Below are 20,309 nucleotides of genomic sequence, written 5' to 3'. Positions count from 1 at the left end.
CCCATCCCTTTAACCAGATAGGCAGGCCCGCCATGACCCAACCGATCCGATACCACTTCTTCCGCAACGCAACCGCCAAACTGACCTACGCAGGCACCACATTCCTGCTAGATCCGATGCTGTCCGACAAAGGCGCCCTGCCCAGTTTTGCAGGTGTCGCGCAGAACCCGACCGTCGATCTGCCTACGGACGTGGCAACCGTCATCGCCGATATCGACGCGGTGATTGTCAGCCACATGCACGGCGATCACTTCGATGGTGCCGCGGCGCAGGCGCTGGACAAGTCACTGCCGGTGCTGACCCCGCGCAATGGCGCCCCGTCGGACAAATCCAACCCCGACCAGCTGACGCCCTTCATCGACAGCCTTCAAGGCCACGGATTCACGGATGTCACCGAGATAGGCTCTGATACGGCCGATCACATCACGTTCCGGGGCATCACAATCCGGCAAGTCTTTGCGCGCCACGGCAAGGGCAAGCTGGGCGAATTGATGGGCGGCGTGAACGGGCTCATTCTCTCTGCCGAAGGCCACCCGACGCTTTATTGGGCGGGCGATACGATTCTCGATGACAAAGGCGAGGTCGCCGCCATTCTGGCCGGAACCAAACCCGATGTTGTCATTGCCCATTCCGGCGGACCGGTGATCGAGGCGCTGTCGCCGGACCTGTTGCTGATGGATGCCGCCCAGACGGTGCAATTCACCGAACACGCTCTTGCCGCCAATCCTCAGGCACGCATCATCGCCATCCACATGGACGCGCTGGATCATTGCTTTTCCACCCGCGCCGATCTGCAAGAGGCGCTGCAATCGCTGGACGCTGACATGCGCGACCGCGTGATCATCCCCGGCGATGGCGACGTCGTGACGGTGTGATGCACCTGAACGGGGTCGGGCCGGTGGTCGCGAATTGTGCGCTCGGCCCCGATTGCTGCTGAAACCGGCGGGCATGTGGTATACAAATGCGGCCCGGCGGGCGACACTGCGGCGAACGCCCCTCGCAGGAACCGCACCGCATGGCCGACACTCCTCCGATCCTGACCGCCGTCAAAGGCCTGTTGGCGGCTGCACTTCTCTTGCTTGCGGCCTGCACGCCCCTGCCCGATACGATCGCCTACGCCGATCCCGATACCCGCGCGTCGGTACAGCCGATCTATGTGACAAGCGGCAGGCTGCCCAGCACGCAAAGCCTTGACCAGCAACGCGACCGCAACCCGAATGTCCGTTTTGCACGCTATGATGTGTCGATCCCGCCGACCCACGCCCTTGGCCAGATCGAATGGCCGCGGGACACCCCCGACACCGCCACCGATTTCGCCGTGGTGGGCGCGCGGGATTTCGGCACCGACAGCGCCTTTATCCGCGCCATCGCCGAGAAGCCGGGCGACGACGTCGTGGTTTTTGTCCACGGGTTCAACAACACCCCGTCCGAGGCGCTCTACCGCTTTGCCCAGATCGGCCATGATTTCGGGATCAAAGCGCCCCGCATCCTTTTTGCATGGCCTTCTTCGGGGTCGGCGCGCGGTTACATCTATGACCGTGACAGCGTCCTGTTTTCGCGCGATCCGCTGGCCGATCTGCTGACCGATCTTGGCCGCCGCACGAATAAAAGCATCCGGCTCATAGCCCATTCGATGGGGGCCCAGCTCACGATGGAGGCGCTGCGCCAGCTTGCCATCACCGGACGGCGCGATGTGCTCGACGACCTACGCGTCGTGACGCTCATCTCGCCCGACATCGACCCCGATCTCTTCCGGGCACAGGCCACCGCGATCGGCACATTGCCGGACCCTTTCGTGATCATGTCGAACCGTGACGACAAGGCGCTGAACCTTGCGGCGTTTCTCAACATCGGGCGGCAGAAGGTCGGCAATCTCAACGAGGCATCGCATATCGAAGGCTTCAAGATCCGGCTCATCGACTTCACCGCGCTCGAGGATGGATCGCATCTCGATCATCTGGTGCCGCTGACGTCACCGCTGGCCATCGGGGTGCTGCGGGACCTCATCAATTCGGAGGAAAACGGCGAAGTCGACCTGTCGGCGTTCGACGTGGGCGCCGATGGCGTGGCCCGCGCGCGCCCGCCCGCAGACGGCTGACGCGCCGCCGCTCAGGCTTCCTCGTTGACCCGCTCCACGATGCTGGCAATGACCTCGTTCAGCAGATGGGTGTCCTCCGCTTCTCCCATCACGCGGATCAACGGCTCGGTGCCCGATTTGCGGATGAGCAAACGGCCCGACGCGCCCAGCTTCTTCTCTCCCTTTGCGATGGCGTCCTGCACCGCATCGCTTTCCAGCGGGGCCTTGCCACGAGCATAGCGCACATTGACCAGCTTTTGCGGAATCGTATCGAACACACGGCCCAGCGCGCTGGCCCGCTTGCCGCTGACCACCATTGCCGACAGAAATTGCAGCGCACCGATCAGGCCATCCCCTGTCGTGGCATAATCCGTCATCACCACATGGCCCGATTGCTCACCACCCAGATTGTAGCCATGAGCCCGCATTTCCTCGACGACATAGCGGTCGCCGACCGCCGTGCGCACCATGTTGATGTTGTTGGCGTTCAAAAAGCGTTCCAGCCCGAGGTTCGACATCACCGTCGTCACCAGCGTATTGCCCGCCAGCGTGCCATCAGCCGCCCAGCGTGACGCAATCAAACCCATAATCTGGTCGCCGTCGATCTCGGCGCCCTTTTCGTCAATCAGGATGACGCGGTCTGCATCGCCGTCCAGACAGATACCGATATCGGCGCGGCTTTCTCGCACTTTCGCGGCGCAGGCACTGGGGTGCGTCGATCCGCACTCGCGGTTGATGTTGTAGCCGTCAGGCGACACCCCGATCGGGATCACCTCCGCACCTAATTCCCACAAAACCCGCGGTGCAGCCTTGTAGGCCGCGCCATTCGCGCAATCGACAACCACGCGCAGACCGTCCAGCCGCTTGCGGTGCGGAAAGGTCGTCTTGGCGTATTCGACATACCGGCCCAGCGCGTCCTCCATCCGGCGCGCACGGCCGATGTTTTCGGGGCGCGCGGGCGTCACGCCCTTCTCGACGAGCGCCTGGATGTTGCCCTCGTCCTCGTCCGACAGCTTGAAACCGTCGGGGCCGAAAAACTTGATGCCGTTGTCCGTGGCCTGATTGTGGCTGGCCGAAATCATCACACCCATGTCTGCCCGGAGACTGTGGGTCAGATACCCGATCGCGGGCGTCGGCACCGGACCAAAGACAAACACGTTCATGCCGGTCGATGTGAAACCCGCCGTCAGCGCGGTTTCGAGCATGTAACCGGACAGGCGCGTGTCCTTGCCGATCACCACACGGTGCTCCTGCTTGCTGTCTGACCGGAAATACCGGCCCGCCGCGGCCCCCAGCTTGAGCGCCATTTCAGCGGTCATCGGCCATGTGTTGGCCTCGCCGCGGATTCCATCGGTGCCAAACAGATCTCTGGACATGGCTGTGCCTTTCTCGTGCGTAGGTCGGGCGCAGGCCCCTTCGCCCACAGGGTTAAAGCCGCGCATGGGTCAACACAACACGCAAAACGGCGGCTCCGCTGTCCCTTGTGGGGGGCGGGCGCGCCGCCTACTCTGGCCGGAATTGACGATTGGACCGACAGCGACATGGCGCACACCTCCCTCGACCGCATCACACAGGCGCTGCTGACGCTGGGAGGGCAACGCGTCTGGTCGCTCGTGGTCAGCCTCTTCGGCGATCTGGCGCAAGACCCCGACAGCGCCATCGACGGGCCGGTGCTGGGTGCGTTGATGCACGCGATGGACATCAAACCCGAAGCCGTGCGCGTGGCGCTTTACCGGCTGCGCAATGATGGCTGGATCGAGTCGGAGAAAACCGGCCGGATCCGACGCCACCGCCTGACCCCGCTGGGCCGCGCCCAAAGCATCGCGGCCTCCGCCCGCATCTACGGACCGCCACGCCCCTTTGGTGACACGTGGCAATTGGCGCTGCTGGACCACAACGGCCCGACCCACCGCGACGATATGCAGGCGCGTGGCTTTGTGGCGCTGATGCCTAGGGTCTATCTTGGCGGTGCCGGGGGCGATGACGCGCCGGTGGCGGACGCGCTGATGCTTGACGGGGCGCACGCACCCGACTGGCTGCGCAACCAGATCGCCCAGACGCTGCCCACCTCCGACTACCGCGCGCTGTTGCCGATCCTGCGCGACGCGGCGGCGGTGCTTGGGCCCGGTGATCTCTCCGCGCTGCAGGTGGCGGTTCTGCGCTGTCTGGTGGTGCACAACTGGCGGCGGATCGTACTGCGCCATCCCGATCTTCCGACCGCGCTCTTGCCAAAGGACTGGCCGGGTCACACATGCCATGAACAGGTCGCCACCCTGCTGGCGCGGTTCGACCGCCCCGATCTGGATGACATACGACCCGACTGAACGCGGCCTGCGACCTTTCCACCGCGCGACCGCCCCGATATAGAGCACGCCATGACACATCACGTTCATCAGAAAGATCTGCCCGACGGGCTGGACCTCGGGGCCATGGTCGCCATCGATTGCGAAACGATGGGCCTGCATCCGCACCGCGACAGGCTGTGTGTGGTGCAGCTGTCGTCGGGCGACGGCACCGCGCATCTTGTCCAGATCCACAAAGGCCAGACAGACGCGCCCAACCTCGTGCGCCTCCTGCAGGACCCGAATGTGCTCAAGCTGTTCCACTACGGGCGTTTCGACATTGCGGCGATGCTCAACGCCTTCGGCGCCACAACCGCACCGGTCTACTGCACCAAGATCGCGAGCCGCCTGATCCGGACCTATACCGACCGCCACGGGCTGGCAAAGCTGGTGCAGGAACTGCTTGGCACCGACATCTCGAAACAACAGCAATCCAGCGATTGGGGCGCCGAAACGCTGACCCAGGCGCAAATTGATTATGCCGCGTCGGACGTGCTGCACCTGCACAAACTGCGCGACGTTCTGAACGAACGGCTCCTGCGCGAAGACCGGATGGACATCGCACAGGCCTGCTTCGACTTTCTTCCCATGCGCGCCCGCCTCGATCTCGAAGGCTGGCCAGATACGGATATTTTTGCACACTCATGAACACTCCCTTCATTGATACGGCCCGCCGGGTCATCACCACCGAAGCAGACGCGCTCAACACGCTCGCCAATGGTCTGGACGACCGGTTTCGGGCGGCCATCGACCTGCTGAAAGCCGCCAGCGGGCGCGTCATCGTGACGGGCATCGGCAAATCGGGGCACATCGGGTGCAAAATCGCGGCCACGCTGGCCAGCACCGGTACACCTGCGCAATTCGTGCACCCCGCCGAGGCAAGCCACGGCGATCTGGGCATGATCACCAAGGCCGATGTGGTGCTGGCGATCTCGAATTCCGGCGAAGCGCCCGAACTGGCAAACCTTGTGGCATACTCGCGCCGCTACGCCATTCCGCTTGTCGGTATCACTAGCCGGCCAGACTCAAGCCTCGGCGCGCATTGTGATGTGGTGCTGGAACTGCCGAAACTGGGCGAGGCTTGCGGCACCGGCGTTGTCCCGTCCACATCGACAACGCTGACACTGGCGATGGGCGATGCGTTGGCAATCGCGCTGATGGAAAACCGCTCGTTCAGCCGGGCGGACTTCCGCGCCTTCCACCCGGGCGGCAAACTGGGCGCACAGCTCAGCCGCGTGGCCGATCTCATGCACTCCGGCAAATCGCTGCCGCTCGTCACACTCGACACCGCGATGTCCGACGCGCTTCTGGAAATCAGCCAGAAAAGCCTCGGCGTTGTGGGGGTGACGGACGAAGACGGTGCGCTGCACGGCATCATCACCGACGGGGACCTGCGCCGCCACATGGACGGGCTGCTGTCGCTTACCGCGCGCGAGGTGATGACGCCGGGCCCCACCACGATCACGCCCGATGCCCTGGCCGAACAGGCCGTCGGCGTGATGAACGATCGCAAGATCACATGCCTTTTTGTCGTGGCAGAGGACGCCGCGGGCGTGCCTGCGGGGCTGATCCACATCCACGACTGTTTGCGCGTCGGATTGGGGTGACGCATGTACCGCCCCGACCGTCACTCGCGTTGGATCGCACGGCTCAAGGTGCTGCTGCCGCTCGCGGCGCTCGCCCTTTTGTCGACGCTTTTCCTGATCTCGCGCGCGATGGACGGCGAAACGGTCATTCCCTTTGCCGAAAACGAGGTCCGCGAACGCCTGCGTGACCAACAGGTGACGGGCCCGTTCTTTTCTGGCGTGACCTCCTCGGGCGATGAAGTGTCCTTCTCGGCGGTCAAACTGACCACCCCCGAAGGCGAAACCGGCGTGAACATCGCCGAAAATGTGGTGGCGCGGCTCAACGGCGCGGGCGGATCGCGGCTACAGATCGTGGCCGACCGCGCCCGCGTGGCAATGGCCGACAATGCCGCCCGCCTCGACGGGGACGTGATCATCCGGACCTCGCAAGGCTATGTCATCCGCACCGAAGTGCTCGATTCAGAACTGTCGCGCATGCACATCGAAGCGCCGGAACCTCTGCGCGCGACCGGCCCTCTGGGTGACCTTCAGGCCGGAGGCATGACGCTCGACCGACAAGCGGAAGGCGAAAACGCGCAAATGCTTTTCACGGATGGGGTGAAACTGGTATACACCCCAAAATAATTACGGAAAGTTCTTTAGGATGGTTCTTCGTTCGCTGTTGATTGCTTTGTTTTCCGGCCTTCTGGCCACAGCCACCTTGGCGCAGGGCACCAGCGTTGCCTTTGGCACAATCGCGCAGGACACCTCCCTGCCGGTCGAGGTTACCTCTGACGAACTTGCCGTGGATCAGGAAACCGGCACCGCCATCTTTACCGGCAACGTCGTGATCGGACAGGGCGAAATGCGGCTGTCGGCGGCCCGTGTGCTTGTCGTGTACCGCGCCGATCAGGACGGTATCGCCAAAATGGAAGCAACCGGCGGTGTGACGCTGGTGTCGGGCCCCGATGCCGCCGAAGCATCGCGGGCGGACTACAGCATCGAGACCGGTACCATCGTGATGCGGGGCGATGTTTTGCTGGTGCAAGGTGCAAGCGCCGTCAGCGCCGACCAGATGACCGTGCAGCTCGAAGATGGCACCGCGCGTATGTCAGGTAACGTAAAGACCCGGCTACAGACAGGCAGCGATTGATGGCGTCTCCCGACTTGAAACTGTCGCAGGGCAGCGCGGGATTGCGCATTGAGCACTTGCGCAAATCGTACCGCAAGAAGATCGTGATCCGCGACTTTTCGATGGAACTGAACCGGGGCGAAGTGGTCGCACTGCTCGGGCCGAACGGGTCGGGCAAAACGACGACCTTCTACTCCGTGGCCGGTCTCGTCACGCCCGAAGGCGGCACTGTCACCATCGACGGAAAAGACGTTACAACCCTGCCGATGTACCGCCGCGCCCAATTGGGCATCGGGTACCTGCCGCAGGAAATGAGCATCTTTCGCGGTCTGTCGGTGCAGGACAACATCAGCGCGATTCTCGACATCGTCGAATCGGACCGCCGGAAAAAGGCCAATACTCTCGACCGCTTACTCAGCGAGTTCTCGATTGAGCACCTGCGCCGGGCACCCGCGCTGGCCCTGTCGGGCGGAGAACGGCGCCGCGTCGAAATTGCCCGCTGTCTGGCGGCCGATCCGAAATATCTGTTGCTCGACGAACCCTTTGCCGGCGTCGATCCGATCAGCGTGGGCGACATCCGCAGCCTTGTGGCCGATCTCAAGACGCGCGGCATTGGCGTGCTGATCACCGACCACAATGTGCGCGAAACACTCGAAATCGTGGACCGCGCCTATATCCTGCACGAAGGCCGCGTCTTGATGTCCGGCACCCCCGAAGAGGTCGTCAACAACGGCGATGTGCGGCGGGTCTACCTCGGCGACAACTTTAAGATTTCTTAATTCAAGAGCGGGGCGCTTTGACGCTCATTTGCACCGCCTCTTTGCGCGAAATCATTGACTCGTGGCGCTGAATGACCATCTAATAAACTATGGCAACTGATCTGCGGATGTCCAAAATCACGGTGCCACCTTCGGGTGGGCTGTTTCGACACAACGCGCATACAGGAGCCATTTCCCGCATCTGAACCGGCAACACACGGCCCATTGGGCGGTGTTTTCGGCTCTGATCACAATACTAAAGGAGACGCTATGCGCTACCAAATCAGCGGAAAACAGATCGATATCGGTGAAGCCCTGCAAACACATGTCAAAACCGAGCTCGATGAAGCAGTCCAGAAATACGCTGAACGACCGACCGACGCGCAAGTCATATTCTCCAAATCGGGCCACGAATACGTCTGTGATACGATTGTCCATCTCTCGACAGGGCTCAACGCGTCAGCCAAAGCGCACGCCAATGAAATCTATTCCGCCTTCGACGGGGCGTGCGAAAAGATGGAAAAACAGCTTCGTCGCTACAAGCGTCGGTTGAAGGACCATCACAAAGACCGTGTCGAACCGGTTGAACTCTTCGGCGCTTCCTCATATATTTTGGCATCCGAATCTGGACAGGAAGAACAGGAACCCGAAACACTCCAACCCATGATCATCGCCGAGATGGAGACGAAGATTGCAACTTTGTCCGTAGGTGAAGCGGTGATGCAGATGGAGCTGTCAGGCGCCCCCGTCGTTCTGTTCAAAAACGAAGGCAAAGAAGGGATCAACGCAGTATACCGCCGCGACGATGGCAATATTGGATGGATTGATCCCACGTAGAGATTGAGATAGGCGCGCCCCTGAACCCCTTTGGGGTGCGTCACCACAGACAGAGCAGGCACAATGAACTTTGCAAAACTTCTCAAGCCGGAAGGCGTGAAAGTATTGACCGCGTGCAGCAGCAAGAAACGGTTGCTGTCCGATCTCGCTGATCTGGCCGAAGTCGCCTACGACCTGCCCTCCGACCGGGTGGTCGAAGCATTGATCTCGCGCGAAGCGTTGGGGCCCACCGGCGTGGGACACGGCGTTGCACTGCCACATGCCCGCCTGCCGGACCTGACCGAAGTCGTGGGCCTGTTTGTGCTGCTCGAACGCCCCGTCGATTTCGGCGCGATTGACCGCCAGCCCGTCGATATCGCCTTTGCCCTTCTGGCGCCCGAAAACGCAGGGGTCGAACACCTCAAGGCGCTGGCGCTCGTGTCGCGCACGCTGCGCGATCCGGCGATCTGCTCAAAGCTGCGGGCGAACCCTTCTGCGCAGACGCTCTATACCATCCTGACCGAAGCGGAGACGGTGAAGGCGGCCTGACGCCTAGCTGCGCCACGCCTTGAAACCGAACATCATATAGTCACGCTGGTACACATCGGCGCACAGCCGCTCGATCTCGTCATCGTAGAAATCGTCCAGCGTAAACGGGCCACGGGATTGCGCCGCCTGCGCGGGCTGCGCGCCCTCATAGCCAACCGCGAACGCCAGTTGCGGCAGCGCGCTGGCCAGATCATCTTCGCGCAGGATCATGTCCGGCAGTCCGAATTCCCCAAACCCCTGCACCACCTGCGCCTGCGTGGCCCAGGACGCATCGACGCGGATTGCGGTCTGCCCCGCCAGATTGCCCCGCAGAAATTCGAGGAACGCCACAAATGCGGCCCTGTGACCGGCCAGATCGATCCGCCCCTCCTCGCCCTTTGGCGGCAGCGGCAACTTGTACCGGCGGATCAACGTCTGGCGCAGTTGCAGGAAACTGCCCTGTCCCGAATTCAGAATACGGTGGCAAAACACCTCATGCGCCCGTGCAACCGGATGGCGCAGGATCGTAAAACTACGATGGCCAGGATGCGCCCGCTTCCACTGGCGCAGCGTTTTCTGCGTCATCTTCTGGTGCAACGCAGGCGGCTTTTCGGCGTCCAGCGCGGCCATCCAGCGGCGGATTTCCTGTTGCGGCCCGCCCGGCATCGGCATGAACAGCAGCGGCGCGCGTGCTCCGGCCACAAAGGACGGCACATTCGGGCCGCGGCGCGGCTCGAAGTTCGGCGTGCGCGTCAGGTCAAAGCGATCCAGCCGGCCAAGCGCGGCAACCATGTCATCGTAATTACTGACCTTTTCCGACAACTGGCTGGGGTTTTGCTTTTTGAGGCTGCGGTCCAGCTCTTCCAACTGCGCACGCACCCCCAGAAAATGCGCGATTCCGTTCATCACCTCGACGCTTTGCAGATCCTCGTAGGCGACATAAAACGCGGTCTGACCCGACGTTTGAAGACGGTTCAGCAGCGTCAGCTGGAACGCCTGCAACGCCTCCAGATGCGCTTCGAACTCGGCTGCGTCGAACGCGACCTGTGCCGCCTTGCGCGCCTTCATGTCCGTCAATTTCCACTGGCCCGTGGCCTGTGCGATTTTCCAGCTGATATAGCTTTCGACGGGATTGCGCGTCAGGACAATTTTGGCGCAACGCGGATCATCCATCACCAGGTCCAGCACACGCGGGTCATGGTCATGGAAATACCGAAAGCCGTCCATGCTGCCCGGTTGCAACCGCATCGCATGCAGCAGGCGGGCCGGATCGCGGTCGCGGGTTTCGAGATCGACCCCGAGGATCTGTTCGCTGTTGGGATAGCCGATAAAATGCGGATTGAACGCCTCTCCGTGGCAGGCGATCCCCTCGAAGGAATTGAGGTTAGCTTCAAGAAAATTCGACCCGGTGCGCATTTCTGCAAACACCACGAAACTGTCAAACGTATCGGCCATGTATCACTTTACCAGATAGGGTTTCCGCGGGACGTCATTGCCCGATGTGGGCCCCCGTTCGACCGGGAAATCCCCCATCAAATAGGGATGCATGCCCTGATTCTTGAGGTTCTGCAGAAACTGGCCGAACCCGTGCAGGTCGACCATCTTCGGCGCCTCCGACAGACGCCGGATGCGCGCCTGCCCGATCTCGTCGAGAATGCCCTGAAGCGGCTCCATCGGAGCCTCGATAAATTCCGCCATCGTCCAGATCCGCACCCGCGCCTTGGTCCAGGGCGAGCGTAGAACATCCATGTGCTCGCTCTCGATCTTCTGGAGCTGTGCGGCGATGCGGCGGATTTCACCGAAATCCATATTGGACCGGAACAACGGCACCGCCCAGGCACCGGTGATCACCGAAATCTGCGCATTGGGGTCTTTGGCGATGCGCCACGTGACGTCCTGATTGTCCATCGGCCCGTACTGGAAACACTGCCGCTCGCCGCGGGTGTTCCAGATCAGGTTCGTCAGAAACGCATTCGCATTGTAATCCCGTTGCAACGCGCTGTCGTTAAGCGCGCCGTTCAGCGTGCGTTGTCCTTCGGCAAAATGGGCACGGTCCATGGCAAACACATGCCCGTGGACCCGCGCGCCCGTCGCTTTGTGCAACCACGGCGCAAAATTCTCGAACAGCTCGGAAAATCCCTGGAACACCGAATATTCCGCCGCCGTCACGCCGTTTTCCCAATCCTCGTTCGGGAACCGGCTTTGCATATACAGACCCGACCGACCGCGCGTCCGGCGCTCTACGGCCTTGGCGAAAATACGGTCGATCTTACCGGGGTTCGGCTCCGTCCGCTTCATCGCACCCGCCGCATCGGTCAGGAACGATTCGTACAACCGGTCTGCGTGGGGCCAGATTTTGCGGGCCACAAAACAATCGGACCGGCGCAGCAACTGCAGGTGATCGTCGTAGAAAATATGCGGTTTGCCTTGAAAATCGAACTTCGACAGCGTCAAAGAGCGGCTTTCGATATTTGTGGAATAGATCCGAGACAACGTCTGGAAATAACTCTCGTCCGGGATCCAGACCTGCCGAAAGAACCGGTCATAGGTCCCGCGGTCCGGGTCCTGCAGCACCGCCGAAAGGGTCTGGCGTGTCAGACACCACCACTGGCTGCCCATATGCGGGACGATCCCGTTGGGCATCCGCCGCTTGAGCTTCAGCTTGCGTTGCAGATGCACCGCCTTGTCGAACAGATACCGGTGCTTTTTCCACGAAAACGGAAACCGCAGGGTGAACCGCTCCGCATCCAGACCGCCAACAGTCCAGGGCACATCGGCGGTCGTGGCGCTTTCGATAAAATCGGTGCGCGGACGTATGGCGAGATAGTCGATCAACTCCTGCACGGGCCGCAGGGGCAGACACGATCCCGATGCCAGATACACGTGTCGCACGTCCGCAAAGCTCGCCAGCATCAGCTCCGACGCGGCCTGCGAGGCGGCAATAATCCCCCATGTGCCCCACTCGCACCGGAACCGCTTGCTGAACAGGACATTGGGCACATCGGACAGGGCGGATACGAATTTATCGTGCGTTTTGCGCGGTACCTTGCGGTCGATATGGATCACCACCGGCACGTCCGACTGCGCCCAATGGCGGGCAACCTGTTCGGCCCGGCCCAGCGCCGTATGCACCAGCATCACCACACCCATTGTCGCCGTCATGCCCAGTTCCCCTTGGACATGAGGCCGAGAATCTCGAGCTGCCGCCAGTTGATGTATTTTTCGCTCCACTTGCACCACAGCTGCGGGTTGTTCTTCACGCTTTCGGCGTAGGCCTTGTATTCAACCGAACCAGCATAGTGCTGTCCGCGCTCCAGCTCCTCGGCCGCTTTCGCGCCGAACGTATCGAGAAACTTGGCATGCAGCAGAACGCCACTGGCCTTCTCACCGCCCCATTCGTCGTACACCTGGTTCAATCCCCGCGGCAGCAGCATGTGGGTCGAACTGACATACACGTATTTGCGGTCCCACTTCACCAGCGGTACCTTGTTGAGCGCGGGCGCACGCGCGGGATCTTCGGGGAAAAACACGCGCGCACGCGGCCCGCCCTGTATCCACAGATTGGTAAAGGCATGGTTGCGGGTGATGGTGTAATTGCCACTGTCGAACCAGCTGGCAATCTCCAGCGGGTTCTGACCGGCGACATAGGGCTGCTCGTCCAGCCGCCCCTTGGGATACATATCCAGCAACATCGCCGAAAACGATTTGATCGACGACGCATCCAGCCAATCGGTCAACGCCCGCAGGGGCCGTGTGTCGCAGAATGGATACACCAAAAACTCGTCTGGATCGACAGTCAGCACCCAATGGCCATGCGCGTATTTGCGCTGCAACCAGTTCAGCCAGTCCACCCCGAAACGGCTGCGCCGATAACTCGCCCGGGTCGACCACAGGGACACGTCGGGCTGATCGGCGAGGTATTCGGCGGCGCCGTCTTCGCTGTCATTGTCCACGAAAAAGAAATGACCGACGCCTTGCTTGCGGTAGTAATCGAGGAAATAGGGCAGCCGGATTTTCTCGTTCCGCTGGGTGCAGAACAGCAAAATGTCGTCGGACCGAATATCCTCGGTCCGATCCACAACGCATTTCAGCTCTCGCCGTTTGCGCAATGCCCTTAGCCGCCAGCGCTTCCGCTGCAGCCGCAGACCATAGGATTTGATGACTCCCACTCGCTGCCCTTTGCACTCTTGGGTGTTCGGTCTTCCTGTGCGCTATCAGGTCAAGGTTAACACAGCCTTGAAGTGAGTGTCCCACAACGGTGCGTCAAATTCTTCGATCCTGTGCGCATCCCGAGCCCGGTTTGCCCATTCGGTAACCATACTTTGCCACAAGTAGCGGTCCGAAACATCCGCGTAAACGCCGTTGTCGCCAAGGATTTCGTGAATTGTAGCAATTTTGTTGCTCAGCACCGGTGTGCCCAGCGCCGCCGCCTCGACCACCGGCAGGCCGTACCCCTCGGCATGGCTCGGGAACAGCAGCCCCTGCGCCCCCGCCACCAGCGCCGACACCGCCCCGTCAGACAGCCCCGACACCTCGCGCACGCGTTCATCCTGTGCCAGCGCATCCAGCCGCGCAAACACCGCGTCATTGCGCCATCCCCGCGCCCCGCAGATCACCAAAACAGGCGCATCCGGCCCCAGATCGTCCCAGATATCCAACAGCAGCGCGTGGTTCTTGCGCGGCTCGATCGTGCCCAGCGTCACGAAATAGGGCTCATCGGGTTGCACCCCGCGTGGCACGGCTGCGGGGTCGGGCGGCACGGGTACTGTTCCCAAATGGGCAACAATCCCTGCGGGCGTCCGGCCCCATTGCGCAAAATACCGCTCCGTCCTGCGCCGTGTGTCCGCCGAATTATAGATTACCAGATCGGCACTTGCCGACACCCGCCGCAGTTTGCTCCGAAAGGCGCCGACCGTGCGGGGGCGCTGGAACTGCGGGTAATCCAGCGGGATGACATCGTGCACAAAAACGGCCACCCGCGCCTGCGGGCACGACCGCACCGCGCGCAGGACGCGCCGCGTCAGATTGCTGTGCCCGACGTTGAGATAGGCAGTGCCCTGCGGCAAATGGCGGCGCAACATGCGGCCCAGAAACGCGGGCGCACAGCGGTCCCGCGCGCCCCGTCGCAACACCGTCTCTGCCGCACCGGCACCCGGGTTGCCCCGGCGCGTCCACCGCGACAGCCGGTCCGGCATGGGCCACGGCACTGCCCCGTCCAGATGCGCCGCGAATTGCGCCAGCGTGTCGCGGTCCACCAGCACATAGCCAAGCCGCGTGCGCGCCAGCCCGTACAAGGGCAGCTTACCGTTCAAAAGGTGATCCAGATACGCCCGTTCGACACGGTCCACACCGGTCATGATCCGGCCCGCCCGCCGCATCAGCCGCGTCACGTCCAGCAGTCGCGCAGAGGGGGTATGTGCCGCGCCCTGCAGGGTCAATCCAACGTCGGCGCGAGTTCCTTGAGATACGCCTTCAGGTCATCGCGCAATTCCGCCCGCTCCAGCCCGAACGACACGGTTGCCTGCAAAAACCCCGATTTAGAGCCACAATCAAACCGGCGTCCGTCAAACTGATAGCCATACACCTTGCGGTCCTGCTCGATCTCGCTGGCGATCGCATCGGTCAGTTGGATTTCGCCGCCCGTGCCCTGTTTCACCTCGTCGAGGTTCTTGAGAACGTTGGGCGACAGGATATACCGCCCGATCACGGCCAGATTGGATGGCGCGGTTCCGGCGGGCGGCTTCTCGACCATCCCCTTCACGTCGACGATCCGGTTCTGCGCAGGCCGCGCCACGTCCAGCACGCCATAGGACGACGTCTGCTCGGGGGCCACTTCCATCGCCGCAACCATGTTGCCGCCGCATTCGGCATAGGCTTCGACCATCTGCTGCAGGCACGGCTTTTGCGCGGCGATTACGTCATCGGGCAACATCACGGCAAAGGGCTCGTCCCCAATCAGACGGCGCGCGCACCAGATCGCGTGACCCAAGCCCAGCGCCTTGTGCTGGCGGATATATGCGATGGCCCCGCTTTCCATATTGGTGTCCAGCAACGTGTCGAGCAGCTTGTCCTTGCCCTTGTCGCGCAGCGCCTCTTCCAGCACGGGCGCGCTGTCGAAATAATCCTCCAGAGCGCCCTTGCCGCGCGATGTCACAAAGATGAACTCCGTGATCCCCGCTGCGCGGGCCTCGTCAATGGCGTACTGGATCAACGGCCGGTCGACCAAAGTCATAATTTCCTTGGGCACCGATTTGGTGGCGGGCAGAAAACGCGTTCCCAGCCCCGCGACAGGAAAGATTGCTTTGGTAACTTTTTGGCTCATTTGATCCTCACACTGGCAAAACATGACCGGTTTTCAGTTCGGTATGCGCGAATGTCCCGCCCAAGGCCAGCCAAACGACTCGCACCCACGATATTTTGCGCGTCATTGTGCCTTGTTTGCCTGTACCTGCGCGGGTCCACGCACATCGCGCAGCCGCTCGGCTTCGGCTTGCGCGCGTCGGGACACGGTCGTGGCGCGCCAAAGTGGCCCGGTACGCTCGGACCGGCCGAAAACGCCACCGCGCTGCACCCAGAAACCGTCCGGATCAAACCATGCGTGGTGGTACAATGCCGTGCGCGACAGCACCATCACGGTGACGATATGGCCCTGCGCCACCAGATCGCGGGCCCGTTGTTGGGCCGCCCGCCCGCGCAGGCCCCGCGCCACCAGCACAACATGCGACCGGCGGCGGGTGGGAAACGGGCGGAACGGGTCCGCCGCGTGGCGGGCAAGCGGGGCGGCACCGATGTCGCGCGTCATGCCGTCCGCATGCCCGTCGTCCAGCCCGTGCATCAAGCGCCGCACGTCACGTGGCTCCAACCGGCCCGCAACCATATGCGCCAGAAGGCGGCGGCGTTCGTCCTGACGCACGTCGTGCCAACGGCCGGCGCGTTCCGCCTCCGGTAAATGCTTGCGCTCGAACACGGCCCAGCTTGCCCCGATCTCGGTCAGATCCGCAGGCACGCGGTCCGCCCGCCGCCGCACGCTTGCGGCAAAGCCGTGGTGCACCTGCGCAAACGGGACAATCGCGGTGGCCTTACCGGCCCGCGCCAGCCGCATGTTCAGATCGGTCTCATCCAGAAAGAACCGGAACGCAGGGTCGAACCCGCCAAGGTCCACCAGCACATCACGGCGCACCGCCATATTCGTGCCTTCGGTCTTGACCGCGCGGCCCGGCGGGGGCGCGAGAACACTGGCCTGCAGGGTGTCGACCTGCATCGGCGTTGCATGCCCCCGCGCATCAAGCATCCGTGCCTGCCATTGAAAGCTGATCCCGTTGCGGCCCCGCACGAACCCACCCATCGCGGCGACACCGGACTGCACGGCAGGGGCCGTCAGATGATGCAGCCAGAGCGGCTCGGGCACCGCGTCATCGTCGATAAACGCAACAATCTCGCCTGCGGCCTGCGCAATTCCCAGATTGCGGGCGGCCGAAATGTTCGGCACCTCGAAGGTCACGCATTTGACGGCATCCGCAAATGGCAGCGCCTGCGCCGCGGCAATCCCCTCGGGGTCGGCCACCACGACAACCTCGAACGCGGCGTATTGCAGCTGCGATACCCCCACCAGACACCGCTGCAACGCCGCCGGTCTGCCCCGGCTGACAATCACAACGCTGACGGTGGGGGCGTCAGTCATTCCAGACCCATCTGCGCCATCATCGCCTCGATCCGGGGCACGTCTTCGGGGTTGTTCAGCTCCCAGAACTGGCGGCCCCGCGCCTCGACCTCGACACATAGAACCGCGTGGCCGTTTTCCATGAACCGCAGCTGCTCCAACCCTTCCAGCGTCTCCAGCGGTCCGGTGTCCCACGCGGGATAGGCCGCCAGCGACGCGGGGCGGTAGGCATAGACACCCACGTGGTGGAAAACCGGCGTCGGCGCATCGTCGGCATAGGTTTGGGACGTGAACGGCACCACTTCCTTGGAAAAATACAGCGCGCGGTGATCCCGGTCGAACACGGCGGTGGTGCCTCCCACGCGGCCCTCCCGCCGATCGGCCAGCAAACTGGCAAGCATCTCGCCCTCACAGCGCAGGACCGGCGTGGCGATCATCGCTTCGGGCGCATCGCGCAGCCCGGCCACCAATCCTTCGACGAACCATGCAGGCGTCAGCGGCGCATCGCCCTGCAAGTTGACCACGATATCATAGCCTCCACCGAGGTTCGCATGCGCCTCGGCACAGCGCTCGGTCCCGTTGGCGCAGTCCACCGACGTCATCACAACCTCTGCGCCAAAGGCTTCGGCGGCGGTGCGGATGCGGTCATCATCGGTGGCGACAACCACGCGGTCGGCGCCCTCGACCTCCTGCGCGGCACGCCAGCTGCGTTCGATCAGGCTGCGCTTGGCCCCGGTCGCACCCGTCAGATCGACAAGCGGCTTTCCGGGATAGCGGGTGGAGGCATAGCGGGCGGGGATAACGATCAATACGGACATCAGCTGTCTTTCAGTTCAACGCCGGGGGCGTAGGCAATAAAGAAGGGGTTGGCATAGTCGTCCTTGCCATAGCGCAGGGGCGTCAGGTCATCGAACCGCACGACATCACCGCCCGCGCCTTTGAGCACCGCATGACCGGCGGCGGTATCCCATTCCATCGTCCGGCCCAGCCGAGGATACAGATCCGCCTCACCTGTCGCGACCAGACAGAACTTCAGCGACGATCCCGCGCTGGTCATGTCGCGCACGGCGTATTTGGCGATGTAGTCGTCCGTCGCCTGATCGCGGTGGGACTTGCTGGCGACAACCATAAGCGCGGAATTGTCCGCATCAGAGACTGATATCGGTGTCAGCGGGCCAACGTCGTCCTTGTCCAGCGCGCCGGTTTCCTCGACGGACTGGCCCGCCGCTCCGGTAAAGAACATGCGCCCCTTGGCCGGGGCATAGACCACGCCGCGGGTCGGCACGCCATCCTCGACAAGCGCGATATTGACGGTGAAATCGCCCCGCCGGTGAATGAACTCCTTGGTGCCGTCCAACGGATCGACAATCAGGAAAGTGGTGCCTGTCGTGCTGTGCGTCGCCGATTGCTCTTCGGTGATCAGCAGCACATCGGGAAAGGCCGCGCGCAAACCGTCCGAAATGATCTGGTCGGCGGCCTTGTCGGCGGCGGTCACGGGGCTGTCGTCCGACTTGGCCTCGACGTCGAAATCATCGGTGCCGTAAATCTCCATGATCTTGTCACCCGCCTCGAGCGACAGCCGACGCATCACCCGTGTCAGCTTTTCGTAGTCCATGCCAAACTCCCGCCATGCTTTCATTGTTTAAAAAGGTTGAACCCCTTATGATGCGGCGACAACGGATCAGCAAGAAGTCCGTGTTCGCGCAATATCGCAAGGCAAAGCAGTCAGATGTTTCAACCCATTCGCAGAAATCGCTCCAAGCTGACGGTCATTCTGGTGATGATGGAACTGGTCTATCATTCCATCGTCCGCTCGGTGCGCAAATCGCACAATAACGCGTTCATCGCGCTTGGCGTGAACCTGTTGCAGGCGATCATCTTCGTGGCCGCCTTCTACGTCATGTTCTCGATCCTCGGCCTGCGCGGCGCCGCGATCCGCGGGGATTTCCTGATTTACATCATGTCGGGGATTTTCCTCTACATGACCCATACCAAGGCGCTCGGCGCGGTGGTCGGCTCCGAAGGACCGGCCAGCCCGATGATGCAGCACGCGCCGATGAACACCATCATCTCGATCAGCTCCGCCGCGCTGGGCTCTCTCTATATCCAGCTGCTGACGCTGGGGCTGATCCTGTTTTGCTATCACGTGGCCTATAAACCGCTCGAAATCGACGATCCTGCGGGCGCGATGGGCATGCTGATCCTGGCGTGGTTCACCGGTCTTGCGCTGGGGCTGGTGCTGCTGGCGATCAAACCGTGGTTTCCGACATTCGTGAGCATCTTCACCACCATCTACCAACGCGCCAACATGATCGCCTCGGGCAAGATGTTCGTGGCCAACACGCTGCCCGGTTTCATGCTGGCGATGTTTGACTGGAACCCGCTGTTCCACACGATTGATCAGGCGCGTGGCTATACGTTCATCAACTACAATCCGCGCTACAGCGATCCGATGTACGCGCTCTGGGTCGGTGTGATCCTCGTGATGATCGGGCTGATGGGCGAATTCTATACCCGCCGCCACGCATCGGTCAGCTGGGGCGCACGGCGTTAACCGGTCACGATCAGCACATCTACCCCGAAAAACGACCGCCGCAGGTCTTCGCCCTTGGCCGTCTGCTCCACGTAGAACTGGAACGACGGATCATGGCCGCGCCCCGTCATAAAACGGGCAACATCACCCAGATACGCCTCATGCTGCGCCGGGCGGCAGAAAAACATCTTGTTGGCCACATAGGCAAAGGGCACCAGCTGCGGCGCATCGCCGTTCAGATACCGGCCCACCGCTTCGTTCACGCCCAGCGCCACAGGGTTCAGCACATCGTCCATCGCCACGATCCCGCGCGGGTCCAGCACTGCCTCGGCCAGACGCATGTCCGACAGAACCGGCTCCGCCTCGTGACTGCCATCCACGGAGATGAACACCGGCGCCCCGCCACAATCGCGCAGCACCCGCTCGGGCGTCAGCGTCGTGCTGTCGACCTGCACCAGCCGGATATTGCCCAGCCCGCCAAACCCCGCGCCCAACGCATCCTCGACCCGCGGCACCTGGTTTTCGTTAAAGATGTCATAGCCGACGATCCGGCAATTGCGCCCCATCGCCGCGCGCAGAACAGACAGGTATTTCCCGTAATAGACACCGATTTCGGCCACCGGACCAAACGGCAGCACCCGCAGCAGATGCAGTGTCACGATAGACGCCGGCACGTTGAGCCAGCCGTTGAACTGGTGCGACAGCGCCACCGCCTCGGGTTCGTCCAGCGCACCCTCACGGGTCTGCGGCACACCCGCAGGGGCAGCACTCGGCGTGGATCTGGCCCGTATCATACGCACGCGGTCGGCCAGTTTCTGACGGATCTTCGCGATGGTGCCCGCGCTCATATGCGTCTCCGGTTCTGTGTCACGCGGGTGTAGGGTAGAAACCCGAACAA

The 20,309-nt window shown here is 62.4% G+C and carries 21 protein-coding genes; 11 read left to right on the top strand and 10 right to left on the bottom strand.

Annotation, left to right across the window (positions count from 1 at the left end; genetic code table 11):
• Window positions 1–32 precede the first annotated feature (32 nt).
• Both K3756_RS00610 and K3756_RS00605 read left to right on the top strand, forming a co-directional pair.
• On the top strand, window positions 33–875 hold the full coding sequence (locus K3756_RS00610; protein WP_259989902.1) for an MBL fold metallo-hydrolase: 843 nt from the start codon (window positions 33–35) through the stop codon (window positions 873–875).
• A 140-nt stretch (window positions 876–1,015) separates the two neighbouring features.
• On the top strand, window positions 1,016–2,098 hold the full coding sequence (locus K3756_RS00605; RefSeq protein WP_259989900.1) for an alpha/beta hydrolase: 1,083 nt from the start codon (window positions 1,016–1,018) through the stop codon (window positions 2,096–2,098).
• 11 nt (window positions 2,099–2,109) lie between these two features.
• On the opposite strand, the gene glmM is transcribed toward K3756_RS00605, so the two are convergent.
• The gene (gene glmM / locus K3756_RS00600) at window positions 2,110–3,453 is read right to left on the bottom strand and encodes a phosphoglucosamine mutase (RefSeq protein ID WP_259989898.1); all 1,344 of its coding nucleotides are present in this window, start codon (window positions 3,451–3,453) and stop codon (window positions 2,110–2,112) included.
• Between the two features lie 165 nt (window positions 3,454–3,618).
• Here glmM and K3756_RS00595 point away from each other — a divergent pair, with 165 nt between their 5' ends.
• The 8 genes from K3756_RS00595 to K3756_RS00560 all read left to right on the top strand — a co-directional run bounded on the left by K3756_RS00595 (window position 3,619) and on the right by K3756_RS00560 (window position 9,239).
• Window positions 3,619–4,401 (top strand): PaaX family transcriptional regulator C-terminal domain-containing protein, encoded by a 783-nt coding sequence (locus tag K3756_RS00595; protein ID WP_259989896.1) that lies wholly within the window; start codon window positions 3,619–3,621, stop codon window positions 4,399–4,401.
• Window positions 4,402–4,452: 51 nt separating this feature from the next.
• The gene (locus K3756_RS00590; protein WP_259989894.1) at window positions 4,453–5,067 is read left to right on the top strand and encodes a ribonuclease D; all 615 of its coding nucleotides are present in this window, start codon (window positions 4,453–4,455) and stop codon (window positions 5,065–5,067) included.
• Window positions 5,064–6,026 (top strand): SIS domain-containing protein, encoded by a 963-nt coding sequence (locus tag K3756_RS00585; protein WP_259989892.1) that lies wholly within the window; start codon window positions 5,064–5,066, stop codon window positions 6,024–6,026. The genes K3756_RS00590 and K3756_RS00585 overlap by 4 nt, the downstream gene beginning before the upstream one ends.
• 3 nt (window positions 6,027–6,029) lie before the next feature.
• Complete coding sequence (gene lptC / locus K3756_RS00580; protein ID WP_259989891.1) at window positions 6,030–6,629, top strand: LPS export ABC transporter periplasmic protein LptC; 600 nt, start codon at window positions 6,030–6,032, stop codon at window positions 6,627–6,629.
• Window positions 6,630–6,648: 19 nt separating this feature from the next.
• The gene (gene lptA / locus K3756_RS00575; RefSeq protein WP_259989889.1) at window positions 6,649–7,137 is read left to right on the top strand and encodes a lipopolysaccharide transport periplasmic protein LptA; all 489 of its coding nucleotides are present in this window, start codon (window positions 6,649–6,651) and stop codon (window positions 7,135–7,137) included.
• A complete protein-coding gene (lptB, locus tag K3756_RS00570; protein ID WP_259989887.1) occupies window positions 7,137–7,895 on the top strand; it encodes an LPS export ABC transporter ATP-binding protein in 759 nt (252 codons plus the stop codon). The genes lptA and lptB overlap by 1 nt, the downstream gene beginning before the upstream one ends.
• A 249-nt stretch (window positions 7,896–8,144) precedes the next feature.
• Entirely contained in the window at window positions 8,145–8,711 is a 567-nt protein-coding gene (hpf, locus tag K3756_RS00565) for a ribosome hibernation-promoting factor, HPF/YfiA family (protein WP_259989885.1), read from the top strand.
• Between the two features lie 63 nt (window positions 8,712–8,774).
• Complete coding sequence (locus tag K3756_RS00560) at window positions 8,775–9,239, top strand: PTS sugar transporter subunit IIA (RefSeq protein ID WP_259989883.1); 465 nt, start codon at window positions 8,775–8,777, stop codon at window positions 9,237–9,239.
• Window positions 9,240–9,242: 3 nt separating this feature from the next.
• Here K3756_RS00560 and K3756_RS00555 read toward each other — a convergent pair whose 3' ends face one another.
• The 8 genes from K3756_RS00555 to cysQ form a co-directional block, all read right to left on the bottom strand.
• Window positions 9,243–10,673, bottom strand: coding sequence for a sulfotransferase family 2 domain-containing protein (locus K3756_RS00555; RefSeq protein ID WP_259989881.1), 1,431 nt, complete (start codon window positions 10,671–10,673; stop codon window positions 9,243–9,245).
• Window positions 10,674–10,676: 3 nt separating this feature from the next.
• Window positions 10,677–12,380, bottom strand: a complete 1,704-nt coding sequence (locus K3756_RS00550) for a beta-1,6-N-acetylglucosaminyltransferase (RefSeq protein WP_259989879.1) — start codon at window positions 12,378–12,380, stop codon at window positions 10,677–10,679.
• Entirely contained in the window at window positions 12,377–13,387 is a 1,011-nt protein-coding gene (locus tag K3756_RS00545; protein ID WP_259989877.1) for a glycosyltransferase family 2 protein, read from the bottom strand. The genes K3756_RS00550 and K3756_RS00545 overlap by 4 nt, the downstream gene beginning before the upstream one ends.
• Window positions 13,388–13,432: 45 nt before the next feature.
• Window positions 13,433–14,656: a glycosyltransferase family 1 protein gene (locus K3756_RS00540; RefSeq protein ID WP_259989876.1), complete on the bottom strand. Its 1,224-nt coding sequence runs from the start codon at window positions 14,654–14,656 to the stop codon at window positions 13,433–13,435.
• Window positions 14,653–15,540: a UTP--glucose-1-phosphate uridylyltransferase GalU gene (gene galU / locus K3756_RS00535; RefSeq protein ID WP_259989874.1), complete on the bottom strand. Its 888-nt coding sequence runs from the start codon at window positions 15,538–15,540 to the stop codon at window positions 14,653–14,655. The genes K3756_RS00540 and galU overlap by 4 nt, the downstream gene beginning before the upstream one ends.
• A gap of 102 nt (window positions 15,541–15,642) precedes the next feature.
• Window positions 15,643–16,899, bottom strand: a complete 1,257-nt coding sequence (locus tag K3756_RS00530) for a glycosyltransferase family 2 protein (RefSeq protein ID WP_259989873.1) — start codon at window positions 16,897–16,899, stop codon at window positions 15,643–15,645.
• Window positions 16,896–17,696, bottom strand: a complete 801-nt coding sequence (locus K3756_RS00525; RefSeq protein WP_259989871.1) for a 3-deoxy-manno-octulosonate cytidylyltransferase — start codon at window positions 17,694–17,696, stop codon at window positions 16,896–16,898. The genes K3756_RS00530 and K3756_RS00525 overlap by 4 nt, the downstream gene beginning before the upstream one ends.
• On the bottom strand, window positions 17,696–18,493 hold the full coding sequence (cysQ, locus tag K3756_RS00520; protein ID WP_259989869.1) for a 3'(2'),5'-bisphosphate nucleotidase CysQ: 798 nt from the start codon (window positions 18,491–18,493) through the stop codon (window positions 17,696–17,698). The genes K3756_RS00525 and cysQ overlap by 1 nt, the downstream gene beginning before the upstream one ends.
• 114 nt (window positions 18,494–18,607) lie before the next feature.
• Here cysQ and K3756_RS00515 point away from each other — a divergent pair, with 114 nt between their 5' ends.
• A complete protein-coding gene (locus tag K3756_RS00515; protein ID WP_259989867.1) occupies window positions 18,608–19,432 on the top strand; it encodes an ABC transporter permease in 825 nt (274 codons plus the stop codon).
• Here the strand turns inward: K3756_RS00515 and K3756_RS00510 are convergent.
• Window positions 19,429–20,259 carry a class I SAM-dependent methyltransferase gene (locus K3756_RS00510; RefSeq protein WP_259989865.1) on the bottom strand — a complete coding sequence of 277 codons (831 nt, stop codon included), beginning with the start codon at window positions 20,257–20,259 and terminating at the stop codon, window positions 19,429–19,431. The genes K3756_RS00515 and K3756_RS00510 overlap by 4 nt on opposite strands.
• Window positions 20,260–20,309 lie beyond the last annotated feature (50 nt).

This window comes from Sulfitobacter sp. S190 (assembly GCF_025141935.1).
Classification (GTDB): Bacteria; Pseudomonadota; Alphaproteobacteria; order Rhodobacterales; family Rhodobacteraceae; genus Sulfitobacter.
The sequence above is the reverse complement of the archived record's forward strand: the minus strand, read 5'-3'. Positions and strand labels throughout refer to the sequence as shown.

Bases quoted from the DNA above. Each gene is read 5' to 3' on its own strand.
- K3756_RS00610 (WP_259989902.1), top strand. From the start codon at position 33: ATGACCCAACCGATCCGATACCACTTCTTCCGCAACGCAACCGCCAAA.
- K3756_RS00605 (WP_259989900.1), top strand. From the start codon at position 1,016: ATGGCCGACACTCCTCCGATCCTGACCGCCGTCAAAGGCCTGTTGGCG.
- glmM (WP_259989898.1), bottom strand. From the start codon at position 3,453: ATGTCCAGAGATCTGTTTGGCACCGATGGAATCCGCGGCGAGGCCAAC.
- K3756_RS00595 (WP_259989896.1), top strand. From the start codon at position 3,619: ATGGCGCACACCTCCCTCGACCGCATCACACAGGCGCTGCTGACGCTG.
- K3756_RS00590 (WP_259989894.1), top strand. From the start codon at position 4,453: ATGACACATCACGTTCATCAGAAAGATCTGCCCGACGGGCTGGACCTC.
- K3756_RS00585 (WP_259989892.1), top strand. From the start codon at position 5,064: ATGAACACTCCCTTCATTGATACGGCCCGCCGGGTCATCACCACCGAA.
- lptC (WP_259989891.1), top strand. From the start codon at position 6,030: ATGTACCGCCCCGACCGTCACTCGCGTTGGATCGCACGGCTCAAGGTG.
- lptA (WP_259989889.1), top strand. From the start codon at position 6,649: ATGGTTCTTCGTTCGCTGTTGATTGCTTTGTTTTCCGGCCTTCTGGCC.
- lptB (WP_259989887.1), top strand. From the start codon at position 7,137: ATGGCGTCTCCCGACTTGAAACTGTCGCAGGGCAGCGCGGGATTGCGC.
- hpf (WP_259989885.1), top strand. From the start codon at position 8,145: ATGCGCTACCAAATCAGCGGAAAACAGATCGATATCGGTGAAGCCCTG.
- K3756_RS00560 (WP_259989883.1), top strand. From the start codon at position 8,775: ATGAACTTTGCAAAACTTCTCAAGCCGGAAGGCGTGAAAGTATTGACC.
- K3756_RS00555 (WP_259989881.1), bottom strand. From the start codon at position 10,673: ATGGCCGATACGTTTGACAGTTTCGTGGTGTTTGCAGAAATGCGCACC.
- K3756_RS00550 (WP_259989879.1), bottom strand. From the start codon at position 12,380: ATGACGGCGACAATGGGTGTGGTGATGCTGGTGCATACGGCGCTGGGC.
- galU (WP_259989874.1), bottom strand. From the start codon at position 15,540: ATGAGCCAAAAAGTTACCAAAGCAATCTTTCCTGTCGCGGGGCTGGGA.
- K3756_RS00530 (WP_259989873.1), bottom strand. From the start codon at position 16,899: ATGACTGACGCCCCCACCGTCAGCGTTGTGATTGTCAGCCGGGGCAGA.
- K3756_RS00525 (WP_259989871.1), bottom strand. From the start codon at position 17,696: ATGTCCGTATTGATCGTTATCCCCGCCCGCTATGCCTCCACCCGCTAT.
- cysQ (WP_259989869.1), bottom strand. From the start codon at position 18,493: ATGGACTACGAAAAGCTGACACGGGTGATGCGTCGGCTGTCGCTCGAG.
- K3756_RS00515 (WP_259989867.1), top strand. From the start codon at position 18,608: ATGTTTCAACCCATTCGCAGAAATCGCTCCAAGCTGACGGTCATTCTG.
- K3756_RS00510 (WP_259989865.1), bottom strand. From the start codon at position 20,259: ATGAGCGCGGGCACCATCGCGAAGATCCGTCAGAAACTGGCCGACCGC.